Origin of the sequence: Pseudomonas sp. DG56-2 (assembly GCF_004803755.1) — a bacterium.
Taxonomy (GTDB): domain Bacteria; phylum Pseudomonadota; class Gammaproteobacteria; order Pseudomonadales; family Pseudomonadaceae; genus Aquipseudomonas; species Aquipseudomonas auratipiscis.
In genome coordinates this window covers 4,056,630-4,072,520 of sequence record NZ_CP032311.1, presented here as the reverse complement: position 1 = coordinate 4,072,520, position 15,891 = coordinate 4,056,630, and the positions used below count along the sequence as shown (strand labels likewise).

The following is a 15,891-nucleotide window of genomic DNA, read 5'->3' as shown; positions in this document are numbered from 1 at the left end:
AAAACCATCGTGGGGCAAGCCTGCTCCCACCGGGTGTGATGATCCCGGTGGGAGCAGGCTTGCCCCGCGATCGCGTTCGCCGAAACCTCAGCGTTTGCCCAGAATTTTCCCCAGCATGTCTGGCCGTGGTGCACCTTGCTGCGCCTGCATTTGCTGTTGTTCATCCAGATAGAAAATCGCCGGCGTTGCCGACAAGCCCAATTCCTCCATCAACGCCAGGTTGGCGTCGAGTTTGGCTTGCACTGCGGTAGGAATCTTATCCAGTGCCTTGAGTGTGCTGGCCTTGCCGGCGCTCTCGTGCTTGTGCAGAGCCTGGGCCGGGTCATTGCTGGCCATCAGCGCTGCCGATTTGCCCGGGCTGTCTTCGCGAATGATGCCGACCATGATATGGCGCAACTGTACTTTGCCCGACTCCACCCATGGCCGGGCCTGTTGCCAGAACATGTTGCAGTACGGGCAGTTAGGGTCGCTGAACAAGTAGACGATGCGTGGCGCATCAGCCTTGCCGTCGGCGATCCAGGCGGTCTTTTCCATTTTTGCCCAGGCTTGCTTGGCCATCGGCGCATACACCAGCTTCTGCAGTGGTGCTTCACTCAGGTCCTGGCCTTGTTCATCGAACAGACTGCCGACCAGCACATGCTTGCCGTCGGGCGTCAGGTACAACGCCATGCCGCGGTTCTGATATTCGGCGGCGTAACCACGCAGGCCGTTGGGAGCATCGAAGCTGCCTTTGACTTTTACGCCCTTGGCCTCGATTTGCTGCACAGCCTTGGGCAGCGGTTCGGCCGCGATGACCTGGCTGGCCAGCAGGCCGAAAGTGAGGCTAACAGGCAGTTTCAACAATGGGTGCATGCGTCGTTCCTTGAGGAGTTGGAGACGGCGGGCGCAGGTGCGCGCTCGAAGGATTGCAGGGCGTGACTGAGGCTGGCCCGCGACAGCTCGCCCAGGTGGCTGCCGACAAGACGGCCGTCGGCGTTGTAGAACAGCGTGGTAGGAAGCGCCATGGAGCCGACTTTCTGCGCCAGTTGGCCACCGCCATCAAACAGCACATGTGACAGGTTGAGGCCGGTGGTGGCGAGAAAGGTGCTGACGGTCTGTGGGGTTTCTCCCTGGTTGACGAACAGGAAGGTGATGTCCGGGTGTTCATGCTGCGCTTGTTGCAGTACCGGCATTTCTCGACGGCACGGTGGGCACCAGGTAGCCCACAGGTTGATAACCAGCGGCCGGCCACTGTAGGTGGTGAGTTGCACCGCTTCGCCGTTGGCCTTCTTCAGGCTGACTTCGGGCAGTTGCGTGCCTTGTTCGTAGAGGTGACTGGCCAGGCTGCCAAGCAACCAGAACAAGGCGCCGCTAAACAGACCCCAACCCAGCGGTCGGCGCAGCGCGGTGCGGCGCCAGCCTTGCCACAGTGCACCGATGATAACCACCAGCAGGCCCGGCCAGAGCAGGAAACCGCCATCGCGCAGGTCGATGATCTGCAGGGGATCTTCGCGGTACATCGACCAGTAGCTCAGTACAAAGCCCAGGCGAGCCCCCAACAGGCCGAGCAGGAACAGGCTGAACAGCACCGACTCCGGGTTGTCGCCGCCGCGCTTGGCAACCCGCCAGCCAACAACGGTGGCCAGGGTCAAGGCACAGATAAGCAGCAAATGGTCGACGGCCATGGTCAACGGCCCGAGGTTAACGGTCAGCATCAGCCTTGACTCCGGGTCTGGGCCCACTGTTCGAGAAAGTTTTGCGCATCGATTTCGCCGGTGATACGGCGGCTGCGTCGCTCGTTACCTTCTGGTCCGATCCAGATAATCGTCGGTGGGCCGGGTACCTGGTAGCGTTGCAGCAATTGGCGGCTGGACGCTGCATCGGCGGTCACATCCAGGCGCAGCAAGCGAATGCCGTTCAATGCGTCCAACACATCGGCGCGGCCGAACACTTGTTTTTCCATGACTTTGCACGACACACACCAATCGGCATAGTAGTCGAGCATCACCCACTGGCCTTGGGCTTTGGCGCTATCGAGTTCGCGTTGCAGGTCGGCCGGTTGACTGACGGTGATGAAGGCATCCTCGTGGACCGCACTGGCAACAGTGCCGCTGCCTGCGCGGAAGGGTTGCAGTGGCTGCCAGGGATCACTGCCGCCGGCGGCTGCGCCGATCACTAGCAGACTGCCCCAGAAACCCAGCAGTACTGGCAGTGCGCGGATTGCCTGCAGTCCATGCAGTGCAGGCCAAGCGGCCCAGGCCAGAGCGATCAGCCAGGCCCCGCCCAGGCCCAGCCACAGCGAAGGTTCGAGTACCGTGCGCAGGGTATACAGCGCCATGGCCAGGAACACGAAACCGAACAGGCCTTTGACCAGATTCATCCACGGGCCCGGACGTGGCAGGTAGCGATTGCCCAGAGTGACCAGGAGCAACAGCGGCAAGCCCATGCCGATGCCTAAGGTGAACAACACCAATGCACCCTGCACAGCATTGCCGCTTTGGGCGATGTACAACAAGGCACCGGCCAGGGGCGCGGTCATGCATGGGCCCATGAGCAGACCGGAAAGGGCGCCGAGCAGCGCCGCCCCATAGACATTGCCGCCACGAGTGCCGTGCCCCGCGCGTTCCAGGCGGTCGCGCAACCACGCCGGCAGTTGCAGCTCGAAGGCACCGAACATCGGCAAGGCGAGCAAGATGAACAGGCCCGCCAGGGTGCCGAGCAACCAGGGTTGTTGCAGCCAGGCCTGCAGACTTCCACCCAGCAAAGCTGCAATTACACCGAGCGCGGCATACACCAGGGCCATGCTCAGCACATAGACGCAGGCCAACAACCAGCCGCGCCGCGCACTGACGCCGTTACCCAGGACCAGTCCGGCGAGAATCGGCAGCATCGGAAGCGAACACGGTGTAAATGCCAACAGCAAGCCCAGGCCGAAGAAGGCCAGCAGGCTCCAGGCCAGAGTCGATTGCTGCAGGTTGCCCGCCAAGGCCTGGTCGCTGGCTTGCTCATCCACAGGCACATTGCTCAGACTGACCAGATTGGTCTGCGGCGGATAGCACAGGCCAGCATCAGCGCAACCTTGCCAGCCCATGCGCAATTGGCCACTGGCGTCTGCCGGCAATAGCAACTCAAGTTCACCTCGATATACCTGGGTATCGCCGAAGTATTCATCATGGTAAGGCAAGGCGTTCGGCAGGGTCGGGTGCTGTTCAGGCGGCAGTCCGTCGAACTTCAGGCGTTTCTGATACAGGTAATAGCCATCGGTTATTTTCCAGTGCAGGCGCATCTGTCCCGAATCCAGCCGCTCACTGCTGAATACAAAGGCCTTTTCTACTGGCAGGAAGTCGCTTTGGGTAAAGGGATTTGCCTGAGCCAGACCGCTGAACAGAAGCATCAGGGCAATCAATAATCTACGCATGTCGAAACCTTGGCAGTGCGATAAGTGTTCGATCCTGGCCGAGCGCGATTAACCGAGTGTTAACCCATGAGCGTCAATTGTCGCCCCGGCCGCGACGATCCGGCGCTGGCACGGCATAATCCTGAGTTAATCCGCCTGCGCTTCACTGTCACTTTTAGTATTGAGACCCATCATGCACGTATTGCTCTGCGAGGATGACGACCTGATTGCCAGCGGCATCGCTGCGGGCCTGACTGCTCAGGGCATGACTGTGGACAGGGTAGCCACGGCAGCTGCGGCGCAGGCCATGCTCCAGGCAGCGGCCTTCGATGTCATGGTGCTGGACCTGGGACTGCCCGATGAAGATGGGCTCAAGTTGCTGCAGCGCCTGCGCCAGCAAGGTGAGAGCCTGCCGGTGCTGGTGCTTACCGCGCGCGATGCAGTCACCGACCGGGTCGATGGCCTGCAAGCGGGTGCCGATGACTATTTGCTCAAACCCTTCGACCTGCGTGAGCTGGCCGCACGCTTGCATACCTTGTTGCGCCGGTCTGCAGGTCGGGCGGTGAATACCATTGAGCACGGCCCGCTCAGTTACGACCCCAGCAGTCGTGAAACCTGCCTGGGCGGCATACCGGTCGACCTGTCGCGCCGCGAGCAGGCATTGTTGCAGGCGCTCCTGCACAACCGCGGTCGAGTGTTGTCCAGCGAGCAGTTGAAGGACAGTGTCTATGGCTTCGGTGACGAGGTGGAAAGCAATGCCCTTAATGTGCATATCCATCATCTGCGGCGCAAGCTGGGCAACGGGATCGTCGAAACTGTGCGCGGGTTGGGCTATCGCCTGGGGCCGGCGCAGTTGCCAGGGGAAGCACAGCAATGAGTTTGCGCGTACGCCTGACGTTGATTCTGGGCACCGCCTTTGTGCTGATCTGGGCGCTGGCGGCAGCCTGGATGCTGCGCGACCTGCGTTACCAAATGATGTTCTCTCTGGACCAGCGTCTGGTGGCTTCGGCACGCATGGTTGCCGGGCTGATCGATCAGTTGCCACAACCACTGGTTGCCAAGGGCGAAGGCACGCAACTGAGTGCCGATCAGCTCAGCGTCCCGGATGGCATGGCCTGTCAGGTCAGTTCCCTGCGCGGTGAGATCATTGCCCGCAACCACGGTCAGGAGCACGCCCTCAATGATGACCGCAGCGGCTTTCGTGACCAGACTATCGAAGGCGCGCGGTGGCGCACCTTTACCTACTACCGCGGCGATGTGCGCATCACCACCGCGGACCGTCATCAGGAGCGCGAGGCTTTGAACCGCTCGATCCTGCTGGCGGCCTCGGCACCGGTGCTGGTGGCATTGCTCGGCAGCCTGGGCTTGCTGTGGATCGGTATCGGCAAGGGGCTGGCGCCGCTCAATCGTATGCGCGATGCCTTGCGCCGGCGTCGGCCGGACGCTCTGGAGCCCTTGCAGGTGCGTGCCTTGCCCAGTGAGCTGCAACCGCTACTGGACACCCAGAACCAGTTGTTCCTGCGTATTGCCCAGACCATCGAGCGCGAACGGCGTCTGACCGACGATGCCGCCCATGAGCTGCGCACGCCGTTGACCGCTATCAAGACCCATCTGCAGGTAGCGCGGATGACCGACGGCGCGGCGCGCGAGCAGGCCTTGGAACATGCAGAACAGGGTGCTGATCGCTTGCACCGGACCTTGGAACAGTTGCTCTTGCTGGCCCGGGTCGAAGGCAGTCTGTCTTTCGAAGACGGTGTGCAGTGCAGTGCCGAGCAGGTGGCGCGTCAGGCCATCCAGGACACCGGCTTGGGTGATTCGCAGCGCATAGCCCTGCAATTGGCCCCGGAGGCTGCCCAGGCATATCTGGATATGCCTTCACCCTTGGCCGTGACGGCCTTGCGCAACTTGCTCGACAATGCGTTGCGCCATACCCGTGGTCCCGAGCCTGTGGATCTGGCGGTGCAGATGGAAAAAGGACAGGTGGTCTTTCAGGTGCGCGACCACGGCGCGGGCATTGCCGAACAGGATCTGGAACGACTCACCGAGCGTTTCTGGCGTAACGGACAAAGCGGCGGTTGTGGTCTGGGCCTGGCCATTGTCCAGGCCATTGTCCAGCGTTGCGCGGGCTCGCTGCACTTCGACAATCGTAGCGACGGCCTACGGGTACAGTTGAATATCCCTACGCGCGCTGTGTAACCCATCGCGGGGCGGGGCAGATCGACGTTTCATTGCTGAAGCGATCGCAGCCCCGCGATAAAAGTATTTTTTTGGCCTAAATCCACTCGCACCTGAAGCGTTTTTCAAGCGATAACACCCCGACACACATCTGCGAGCAGGCGCGTGACGGGTACATCCGCTTGCTTGCGAGGGTTTCCCCCGATGTCAGTCGCTATCAGCCTTGCCCAGCCGTTGTCGGTGTCTTCAGACGTGGCCGCGGTCGAAACGCTTTATCACTTCCAAGAGTCGCCCTTGCTGACTCGCCAAAGCCAGCAGGAGTCCAATGCCCGTAGCTACCCGCGACGCATCCCCCTGGCGTTGAAAAAAGCTCGCGGCCTATATGTCGAGGACGTTGAAGGCCGGCAGTTCATCGATTGTCTGGCGGGTGCCGGGACGCTGGCCCTGGGGCACAATCATCCGGTAGTGATCGAGGCCATCCAGCAAGTGCTGGCCGATGAATTGCCCCTGCATACCCTCGATCTCACCACACCCGTCAAAGATCAATTCGTCCAGGATCTGTTCGGACTGTTGCCACCGGCCTTGCGTGATGAGGCAAAGATTCAGTTCTGCGGACCGACCGGTACCGATGCAGTGGAAGCGGCCTTGAAGCTGGTGCGTACCGCCACCGGCCGCAGCACGGTGCTGTCGTTTCAAGGCGGTTATCACGGCATGTCCCAGGGTGCGTTGAGCTTGATGGGCAGCTTGGGGCCGAAAAAGCCATTGGCGGCACTGTTGAGCAATGGCGTGCAATTTCTGCCCTATCCCTACGATTACCGCTGCCCGTTCGGCTTGGGCGGCGAGGCGGGGGTCAAGGTCAACCTGCATTACCTGGAAAACTTGCTCAACGATCCGGAAGGCGGCGTGCAACTGCCGGCGGCGGTGATTGTCGAGGCAGTGCAAGGCGAAGGCGGCGTCATTCCGGCTGATCTGGAATGGCTGCGCGGGGTGCGACGCATTACCGAGAAGGCCGGCGTGGCATTGATTGTCGATGAAATCCAGAGTGGATTTGCCCGCACTGGTAAAATGTTTGCCTTCGAGCACGCAGGGATCATTCCTGATGTCGTGGTGATGTCAAAGGCTATCGGCGGCAGCCTGCCGCTGGCCGTAGTGGTCTACCGCCAGTGGCTCGATACCTGGCAGCCAGGCGCGCATGCCGGTACCTTCCGCGGCAACCAGATGGCCATGGCCGCAGGCTCGGCGGTCATGAAGTACATCAAAGAACACGACCTGTGCGCCCACGCCCAGGCAATGGGCGAGCGCCTGAGTGGGCATTTGCGGCGTCTACAGGCGCGCTTTGCGCAATTGGGGGACATCCGGGGTCGCGGCCTGATGCTGGGTGTCGAATTGGTCGACCCGGCAAGTGCGAAGGACGCTCAAGGGCATCCGGCGGCATGTGCGCGACTGGCTCCCCTGGTTCAGCGCGAATGCCTCAAGCGTGGGTTGATTCTTGAGCTGGGGGGGCGCCAGGGTGCTGTCGTGCGTTTCTTGCCGCCTCTGGTTATCACTGCTGAACAAGTTGACGAAGTGGCCGTTCGATTCGAGCGTGCTCTGGGCGCGGCGGTGGCAAGTCTGTAGTAGATCGCTGGGCAAGCCCGCCCTACCAAACGGTGCACAACCGGTAGGTACGGGCCTGCTCCCGAATTTGAGAATCTGCTGGTCGATGTCCTTGCCTAGAAAGAATTCACCTTGGAAACCCATGCTCGTGCGTATGGATTAGCTGTCACCCCGGCGCTTAAATTTCCTTCGGCTCGATACGTTCTAGCTTGGATACCGCCTGCTTTGATGGCGCAAACGGGTAGAACAATGACGATATCGCGGCGAGGTTTCATGGCGGGGCTGGCAGTAGCAGGCGCAGCGGTGCCCGCAGCCTACTATGCGCATAAGAAACTGAACCACGATCCTGAGGACGATATCGTTACCCCAGGTGAAGCCAGTGTCGAGTTGGCCGACCTTGCCGGCCAGCAATTGGCAGATCAGTTGCGTGGCGTGTGGGACTTGCGCTTGTCCGGCAGCCAGGCTGCGATTGCAGGCTTGCCCGAACACGGCCTGCAACTTTACCTGGACGTTGCCACCAAAGGTCGAGGTTTGCGCGGCTTCGTCGATGAGAAGAGCCGTCTGGAAGGGCCGGGGCCAGTGGCTTACCGAGTGCTGGGCGATCTGGTTGGCGCCTCCAGTGCGCAGATTCGTTGGCGTCTGTTGAGTAATCAGGGCGGCCCAGGCTATGAGTGTGTCGCCACGTTGGATGAAGTGTGGGGAAATTTCGCCAATGCCGGCAGCGCCAGCTTGAGTGGTCACCTTCAGCCTTTGCAGCGTTCTCTGGCGTTGCCGCTGTTGGACAGCCATTTTGTCGCGGTCAAACGGCCGTTTCCCGAGGCGCGCGAGCGGTTGCCCTATACCCCGGAACTCCAGGCTTGGGTGGTGAGTGCCGAGCATCGTTTGTTTCACCAGCTCTGGCATGCGACACGTGACAAGTGGCACAACCTTTCTGAACGAAAACAGGGGGCCTTGCGCGGGCTGGGATGGCAGCCCGGACCGCGCGACCATGAGCGCGATGCCCGCGGGCCGCGCAAGCATCGCAACGGCTCGGGTATCGATTTTCTGTTCATGCACCGGCATATGCTCGGTGCCGCGCGCACCCTGCAGGATTTGCCATCCTGGCCACATTTCCCCAGGCCAAGGCCTGCGGTCGAGCAGGACCGCCAAGGTTTTGCTCGCTACTTTGACAACCATGACGGAAATTGCGTACCGCCCACCTGGCTTGCGCCGGACGATGAGGCGTATGGGCAATGGGTATCTGCGATCAAGGCCGGGGAAACCTACTGCAGCAATTTTCAAGTCTGGGAATCCCAGTATCAGGATCCGCACTACCTGTCGAAGCTGACACTCGGTGCGTTTGGTTCGGAGCTGGAGATGAACCTGCATGACTGGTTGCACATGTGCTGGGCCTCAGTGCCCCGTGATCCGGTCAATGGTGCGCCAGTGCCGTTTGCGCGTGATCCTTCCGATTTCGGTTCACGTTGGTTCGCAGCGCAGAACGACTTTCTCGGCGACCCGTTTTCGTCCCATGTGAGTCCGGTGTTCTGGGGCTTTCATGGCTGGATCGATGATCGTATCGATGACTGGTATCGCGCCCATGAACGCCACAATCCAGGCCAAGTTCAACGGCTTGAGGTCAATGGTGTCCAATGGTTTGCCCCTGGGCGTTGGGTCGAGGTGGACGACCCGTGGCTTGGGCCCGTGACTCATGGTTGCAGCACTGTGCCAGGAACGTTCCCGGGCAAGTCGGTGGAGATGGATGTGGAAACCATGAAGCTTGCCTTGCGCATCACCTTTGGCGATGAGGACAATATTGGCAATTGGGTCCGGCGTGTGCCGCAGCGCCCGTGGTATGCCCGCCACTTGTCACTGCGCGGGATCGTTTCCTGAAGCAATTGCGGGGCACAGGTTTGCCCCGCGAAGGTCTGTCAGCGACTGACTTGCCAACCGCCTCCCAACGCTTTGTACAGCGCCACGCTGCCTTGCAGCCGGGCCAGGTGCAATTGCACTTGTTGGTCTTGCGCCTGGTAGAGCGTGCGCTGCGTTTCCAGAACAGTCAGCAAGGTTTCGGCCCCGGCCTGGTAGCGGCTTTCGGATAGCGTGAAGGCGGTGCGTGCCTGTTCGACTTCCTGATCCTGCCACTGGCGCTGCTCGTCTACACCGCTAATGCCATTGAGCGCCTTTTCGACGTCTGCAAAGCCGGCAACGATGCTGCTGCGATAGTCCTGCAACAACTCCTCTTGCCTGGCGCTGGCCTTGTCCCGTTCGGCGCGCAGGCGGCCATTGTTGAAGATCGGCGCGGCCACGCCCGCGGTCAGTGCGTAGTAGGGGCTGCGCAGTATCTGTGAAAAGGTTTCGGCTCCCGAGCCAAGGTCGGCACCCAGGGTAAGACTGGGCAGCATGGCTGCGCGTGCTACCTGGACATTGGCCTGGGCTGCAGCCAGGCGCGCTTCGGCTGCGGCGATATCGGGTCGGCGGGCTAACAGTTGGCTGGGAACGCCGCTTCCAATTTCGGGCCAGCGCACCGCGTGCAACGACTCCTGAATCGGTGCCAGCTCTTGCACAGGCTCGCCAAGCAAGGTGGCCAGGGTGATGCGCGCTTCCTGCAATTGCTGCTCGAACAATGGCACCTGACGTGCTTGACCGGCCACCAGGCTGCGTTGTTGGGCCAGTTCCAGGGCCGTGGCTGAACCTGAGTCGTAGCGGGTCTGTACCAGGCGCAGCACGTCACGAGCGTTGGCCAGGTTGAGCTGGGCAATACGTACCTGTTCGGCCAGCGCCAAACTCTGCAGGTAGCTGTCTGCAACCCCGCTCAGCAGGGTCAGTTCCACCGTCTCACGGTCGTATTGGCTGGCATCCAGATCGAGCAGGGCGCTGTCGCGCGCGGCGACTTTGCCACCCCAGAAGTCGACTTCGTAGCTGGCACTCAGGCGAGTGCTGAACGTGGTGCTGGTGCGTTCACTGTTATTGCCATCGTCCTGGTTGAAATCTGTACCGCGCATCTGGTGCTGACGACGGCCGTCCAGGCCAAACTTGACCTCCGGCAGCAGCGGTGCGCCAGCGATAACCGCCGAGGCCTGTGCCTGGCGAACTCTGGCCACTGCGGCGGCAAGATCGAAGCTGTTGTGCCGCGCGTGTGCAATCAGTCGATTGAGCGGGGCGCTGGAGAATTGTTGCCACCATTGCTGTTGCGGCAGCGACACAAGCAGATTGCTGCTGGGGCCTTGCCATTGTTTGGGTGCCTCCAGGCCGCTTTGCGGCGGTGTGCGGTTGTAGCTGCAGGCAGCGATAAGCAAGCTGATGGACAACACACTGAGGCGGCTGGGCAGGTTCATTGATTATTCGCTGGTAAGGGCTTTGACTGGGTCGAGACGGGCGGCCTTGCGCGCCGGCATGAAGCCGAACACCACGCCAGTGGCCACTGCGCAGGCAAAGGCGCCGAGTACGGCCGCCAGGGAAAAGGCCACGGCAATGTTGCCAAGCAGCAATACGCCACCAATCATCAGGGCCAGGGCAATACCGGTAATGCCGCCGACCATTGACAGCAGTACCGCCTCGCTGAGGAACTGACGCAGAATATCGCGCTGCCTGGCACCAGTGGCCATGCGGATTCCGATCTCACGCGTGCGTTCGCGTACGGTCATCAACATGATGTTCATCACACCAATGCCGCCAACCAGCAGCGAAATCGCAGCAATCGAGCCGAGCATCAGCGACAGAGTGTTCTGGGTTCGCGCTTCAGCCTGGATCAGAGCGGCGTCGTTGCTCAGCTCATAGTCGTGCTTGCCGTTGTGCAGCTTGCGCATCAGTTTGTTGATTGCAGCTTCGGTTTGCGCAACGCGTTGGGAGTCGCTGGCAGCGATGGTGACGTATTCCGGGTTGCGGCTGCCGAACAGGCGAATGGCAGCCGCGGAGTAGGGCACCACGATACGCTCGTCGCTGTCCTGGTCGCCGGAGCTGGCGCCTTTGCCTTTGAGGATGCCAACGACCTGGAACGGTACGTTCTCCACCAGGATGTACTGGCCGATCGGGTTGATCTGCGTACCGAACAGCTTCTCTTTGACCTTCTGGCCGATCACGGCGACAGCCGCGGCGGCGCGTTCGTCGGCCTCGGTAAAAAAGCTGCCCTCGACCACCGGCCAGTTGAATATTTCGGAGAAGTAGGTGTTGTTGCCACCCACATAAAACTGTTGGTTGTTGTTGCCGTAACGCACCATCAGGGTGTTGCCGATCACCGGCATGATCATCTTGACCTGGGGCAGGCTACCAACCGCAGCCACATCGTCGAGGGTGACGATGCCGGCAGGTTCGCGTAGGGTCGGTGCGCTGCCACTTAGGTAGAGAATGTTGGAACCAAATGCGGCCATTTGCGCCATGACCTGGCGCTTGCTTCCTTCCCCAACCGCGAGCATGACTACAACCGAAGCCACGCCGATAACGATGCCGAGCAAGGTCAGCGCGGTGCGGAAGCGATTGATCCACATGACCCGCCAGGCGGCTTGCAGTGACTCGAGCAGCTCGCCTTTCCAGGCACCGCTGTGGGTAGCACCTTGATCCAGGCGTTGGCGCAGGTCTTCGGCCTGCAAGCCTTCGTGATGTTCCTGTGCATTGGAGTTTTCATGGGCCGAATCGCTGAGGATCAAGCCATCGCGGATCTCGATGATCCGTTTGGCCCGTGCCGCCACTTCGCGATCATGAGTAATCAGGATAACTACATGGCCTTGGCTCGCCAGTTCATCCAGCAACGCCATGACCTCGGCACCGCTTTGGCTGTCGAGGGCGCCGGTAGGTTCGTCGGCAAGAATGATGTGGCCGCCGTTCATCAATGCCCGCGCAATCGACACTCGTTGCTGCTGACCGCCTGAGAGCTGATGCGGACGGTTGCCGGTACGGCTGGCCAGGCCCAGGCGTTCGAGTAAGGCCGCTGCGCGAGCGTGACGTTCATCAGCGGGGGTCCCAGCATAGATGGCCGGCATCTCGACATTCTCCTGAGCCGAGCCCGAGGCAATCAGGTGGTAGCCCTGGAAGACGAAACCGAAGGCTTCGCGGCGAAGCCACGCCAGTTCATCGCTGTCCAGGTCGGCAACGTTCTTGCCGGCGAACAGGTACTGGCCTGATGTCGGCCGATCAAGACAACCGAGGATGTTCATCAGCGTTGACTTGCCGGAGCCGGAGGCACCGACGATGGCGACGAACTCTCCGGGATGGATGGCCAGGCTGATGCCACGGACCACCTCGACCTTGGGCGTATCGACGCCGCCGTAGGATTTGCGAATGTCGCACAGCTCGATCAGCGGGGTGCTCATTCAACCTCCGCTGGCAGCAGGTGCGCCGATCAACAGTCGCTCACCTTCATTCAAGCCCTCCAACACCTGTACCCGCAGACGGTCGCTCAGCCCCGTGCGAACCTGGCGTTGCTCGACCTTGCCGCTGGCATCGAGCACCTGGGCAATCTGCAGGTTCTCATTGCTGGCGTCTTCGTCGAGGGCTGCCACCGGTACGGTCAGCACTTTGCTGGCGCGACCGGCAACGAAGAATACCTGGGTGGTCATTTCAGCCATCAGCGCGTTGTCGGGGTTGTCGACGTCCAGCAGTACGGTGTACAGCACCACTTTACCGCCGGCGCTACCACCACTGGCGCTGGCCGGGCTGCCGCCGCCTTGATTGGACTGGTCCAGGGGTTTGGGCGGCACGGGAAGAATCTGGCGCACAGTGCTGGTCCAGCGCCGCTTGCCGCCGGCGAGGGTGGTGAAGTAGGCCGCCATGCCGGGTTTGACATGGCCGATGTCGGCTTCGGACACTTCGGCCCAAACAGTCATTGGCGACAATTTGGCAATACGCAGTATCAATGGTGTCTGCTGCTGGGCGTTGAGGGTTTGACCTTCGCGGGCATCGACAGCGACGACGGTGCCGGACATCGGTGCATAGATGCGCGTGTACCCCAGCTCGGCTTCGTCACTGCGCAGACTGGCCTGGGCCTGGCGGATCTGCGCGCGGTACATGTCGATACGTGCTTGGGTCACCTTGAGCTGTGCCTGGGCGCTTTGCACATCTTCTTCGCGGGTCGCGCCGCCGGCAGCGAGATTGCGCTGGCGCTTGTACTGTTGCTCGGCGAGTAGGTACTGGGCTTGCTGTTCTGCGAGCTGCGCCTTGAGGTTGTCGATCGAGAAGCGCCCTGCATCGAGCTTCGCTTGCTGGGTAGAAGGATCGATCTCGACCAGCAACTGGCCAGCCTTCACCTGATCGCCCACCTCCACATGCAATTTGCGGATCTGTCCGGAAGCCTGTGCACCGACGTCCACATAGCGCCGAGGTTGCAAGGTGCCCAAAGCCGTGACACTGCTTTCGATGTCATTGCGCGTCACGCTGACAGTGCTGAGCGGGTCGGCGCCGGGGGAAAGGATTTTCCATGCAAGCAAGGCGCTCAGGCTGAGCAGGCCGAGGCCGCAGAGTATCAGCCGGCGTTTTTTTGAAGGACGTCTCATGCAGAGTTCCAGCCAAAGGGATGGGGCGTGGCGTCGTGTTGCCAGGCAACCACGACATACACGTAAAGCTTCAGGTAAACGAGATTCTCGCGACAGAATTTACCGCGACGGGAAGGCACGACAGCAAGGCTTGGTTACGAATAATTATAATTTGTATTTGGGTTTAGTGCCATCACTCAAATTTCTCCCAGGCTGTCCTTGATTTATGCGGGTTTCCCTACAACTATCAATGAACACCTTGTGTCTGGCGAAGTGCCTGCCACCAGCCTGAAGTTGATTTATTGGCGCAGTACGGTCGAGGAGTGCCTTTAACGCTTATTTGCCTTGGTCAATGACGATGCCAGACAAATCCCTGCGGATACTGATTGCCGATGAGCATCCGATGCAATTGATGCAGTTGGAAAAAATGCTCAATGGCATGGGCTACTACCGCATAGCGCCTGTGGAGTCTTTCGAGGACTTGCAGCGATTGGTGCAGGGCGCGTTGCAACCATTCAATCTGCTGGTTGGCAATATCGACCTTGCCAGTCATGTCGGGGTCGATCTTGAGCGTTATTGCCAGGTTAATACGCAGATTCAGCACGCCTTGCTTTATGAGTCTCAGCACCTGAAGGTTCCGGCCATTCCCAGTGGTCAGCGCCAGTCGGTCAATGTCAGCCTGCCTAAAGTGCCAGACAACGAAACCATGCAAAGCTTCATGGCGATCATTGATATGCCCAGGGTGATCGGGCAGTTGCCGGGGGTCTATGAGCATGGAAACCATCGCGGCTATGCACCGCGACGGGCAAGCTTCGCGCATTCTATTTTCTCTCGCTGATCGATAGCCGTAGCCTCCGCCAGCACATCCCGATGGGGTGTTTTGCTATCCTCTTGCGTTTGCCCTCGCGCCAGCAAGCGTGCGGATGCCTATCGATTGACGGATTGCTTCTATGACAGCCACCTCGCCTGCGCCTGCGTTACGCCTGACGCGCAGTCATCACAAGACCCTGAGCCTGGCAGCATTGGGCGGTGCCCTGGAAATCTACGATTTCATCATTTTCGTGTTTTTCGCCCTGACCCTGAGCCAGTTGTTCTTCCCGCCAGAAATGCCGGAATGGCTACGTTTACTGCAGAGTTTCGGGATTTTCGTCACCGGCTATCTGGCGAGGCCGTTGGGCGGCATTCTCATGGCGCATTTTGCGGATCACCTGGGGCGCAAGAAGGTCTTCAGCTTGAGCATCCTGATGATGGCGTTGCCTTGCCTGCTGATCGGGGTGATGCCTACTTATGCCGATATCGGCTATTTCGCGCCGCTGATTCTGCTGGCACTGCGTATTTTCCAGGGCGCGGCAGTGGGTGGCGAAGTGCCAAGTGCCTGGGTGTTCGTTGCCGAGCACACTCCGGCCGGCCGCCGCGGCTATGCCTTGGGCTTCCTCCAGGCAGGTCTGACCTTCGGCTATCTGCTCGGTGCCTTGACTGCCACGCTGTTGGCGCAGATGTTTACCGCCCAAGAGATCCTCGATTACGCCTGGCGCTTTCCGTTTCTGTTGGGTGGGGTATTTGGCGTGATCGGGGTGTGGCTACGCCGCTGGTTGAGTGAAACCCCGGTTTTCCTGGCCATGCGCGACCGCCGTGAACAGCCGGTGGCCTTTCCGCTGCGTACGGTGTTGACTGAACACCGCCGTGCTTTGCTTCCAGCGGCGCTACTCACCTGCGTGCTGACATCGGCAGTGGTGGTGTTGGTGGTGATAACCCCGACCGTCATGCAGCAACGCTTTGGCATGAGCGCTGGTCATACCTTCGCCTTGAGCAGTATGGGGATTGTCTTTCTCAATATTGGCTGTGTATTGGCCGGGCTGCTGGTCGACCGCATCGGTGCATGGCGGGCACTGATGATCTACAGCCTGCTGCTGCCGCTGGGTATCGCGGCCTTGTATACCAGTCTGGTGAGTGGCTGGCAGTGGCCTGGGTTGGCCTACGCGGTAGCCGGTCTGGCTTGCGGGGTAGTGGGAGTGGTGCCTTCAGTGATGGTCGGGTTGTTTCCGGCGCCGATCCGCGTTTCGGGCATCTCCTTCACCTACAATATCGCCTATGCACTATGGGCCAGTACTACGCCGCTGATGCTTATAGCGCTGATGCCCTGGAGCCCCTGGGTATGCGTTGGGTTCAGTCTGATTATGGGCGCTGTGGGACTGCTCACGGCATGCTACTTTGCGACACGAGAAACATTGGACTACGAGGCAGACGCGGTGCGCTGCTGAGTAGGCGGGCGTAATACGCAGTCGGAAAAAAGCCCCC

General features: G+C 60.5%; 12 protein-coding genes. 6 read left to right on the top strand and 6 right to left on the bottom strand.

Features of this window, described 5'->3' with window-relative positions; all coding sequences use genetic code 11:
- Positions 1–87: 87 nt before the first annotated feature.
- Genes dsbG through dsbD form a run of 3 tightly spaced genes read right to left on the bottom strand, consistent with a single transcriptional unit; the run spans position 88 to position 3,397 of the window.
- Complete coding sequence (gene dsbG / locus D3Z90_RS18640) at positions 88–852, bottom strand: thiol:disulfide interchange protein DsbG (protein WP_136477411.1); 765 nt, start codon at positions 850–852, stop codon at positions 88–90.
- Positions 837–1,694, bottom strand: a complete 858-nt coding sequence (locus D3Z90_RS18635; protein WP_136477410.1) for a TlpA disulfide reductase family protein — start codon at positions 1,692–1,694, stop codon at positions 837–839. The genes dsbG and D3Z90_RS18635 overlap by 16 nt, the downstream gene beginning before the upstream one ends.
- Positions 1,694–3,397: a protein-disulfide reductase DsbD gene (gene dsbD / locus D3Z90_RS18630; protein ID WP_136477409.1), complete on the bottom strand. Its 1,704-nt coding sequence runs from the start codon at positions 3,395–3,397 to the stop codon at positions 1,694–1,696. Before dsbD ends, D3Z90_RS18635 begins: the two co-directional genes overlap by 1 nt.
- Positions 3,398–3,569: 172 nt before the next feature.
- Here dsbD and D3Z90_RS18625 point away from each other — a divergent pair, with 172 nt between their 5' ends.
- The 4 genes from D3Z90_RS18625 (at position 3,570) to D3Z90_RS18610 (ending at position 9,019) form a co-directional block, all read left to right on the top strand.
- Positions 3,570–4,253 carry a response regulator transcription factor gene (locus D3Z90_RS18625; RefSeq protein WP_136477408.1) on the top strand — a complete coding sequence of 228 codons (684 nt, stop codon included), beginning with the start codon at positions 3,570–3,572 and terminating at the stop codon, positions 4,251–4,253.
- Entirely contained in the window at positions 4,250–5,572 is a 1,323-nt protein-coding gene (locus D3Z90_RS18620; RefSeq protein WP_136477407.1) for an ATP-binding protein, read from the top strand. Before D3Z90_RS18625 ends, D3Z90_RS18620 begins: the two co-directional genes overlap by 4 nt.
- Positions 5,573–5,755: 183 nt before the next feature.
- Positions 5,756–7,168: an aspartate aminotransferase family protein gene (locus tag D3Z90_RS18615; protein WP_136477406.1), complete on the top strand. Its 1,413-nt coding sequence runs from the start codon at positions 5,756–5,758 to the stop codon at positions 7,166–7,168.
- A gap of 228 nt (positions 7,169–7,396) precedes the next feature.
- Positions 7,397–9,019, top strand: coding sequence for a twin-arginine translocation signal domain-containing protein (locus D3Z90_RS18610; protein ID WP_136477405.1), 1,623 nt, complete (start codon positions 7,397–7,399; stop codon positions 9,017–9,019).
- A gap of 38 nt (positions 9,020–9,057) precedes the next feature.
- Here D3Z90_RS18610 and D3Z90_RS18605 read toward each other — a convergent pair whose 3' ends face one another.
- The 3 genes from D3Z90_RS18605 to D3Z90_RS18595 are packed head-to-tail and all read right to left on the bottom strand — an operon-like array spanning position 9,058 to position 13,614.
- Entirely contained in the window at positions 9,058–10,464 is a 1,407-nt protein-coding gene (locus D3Z90_RS18605) for an efflux transporter outer membrane subunit (RefSeq protein WP_136477404.1), read from the bottom strand.
- Between the two features lie 3 nt (positions 10,465–10,467).
- Positions 10,468–12,435 (bottom strand): MacB family efflux pump subunit, encoded by a 1,968-nt coding sequence (locus D3Z90_RS18600; RefSeq protein ID WP_136477403.1) that lies wholly within the window; start codon positions 12,433–12,435, stop codon positions 10,468–10,470.
- Complete coding sequence (locus D3Z90_RS18595; RefSeq protein ID WP_136477402.1) at positions 12,436–13,614, bottom strand: efflux RND transporter periplasmic adaptor subunit; 1,179 nt, start codon at positions 13,612–13,614, stop codon at positions 12,436–12,438. It lies immediately after the preceding gene.
- 337 nt (positions 13,615–13,951) lie between these two features.
- Between D3Z90_RS18595 and D3Z90_RS18590 the strand changes: the two genes are divergently transcribed.
- Entirely contained in the window at positions 13,952–14,431 is a 480-nt protein-coding gene (locus D3Z90_RS18590; protein WP_136477401.1) for a histidine kinase, read from the top strand.
- Between the two features lie 112 nt (positions 14,432–14,543).
- On the top strand, positions 14,544–15,854 hold the full coding sequence (locus D3Z90_RS18585; protein ID WP_136477400.1) for an MFS transporter: 1,311 nt from the start codon (positions 14,544–14,546) through the stop codon (positions 15,852–15,854).
- Positions 15,855–15,891: the final 37 nt, after the last annotated feature.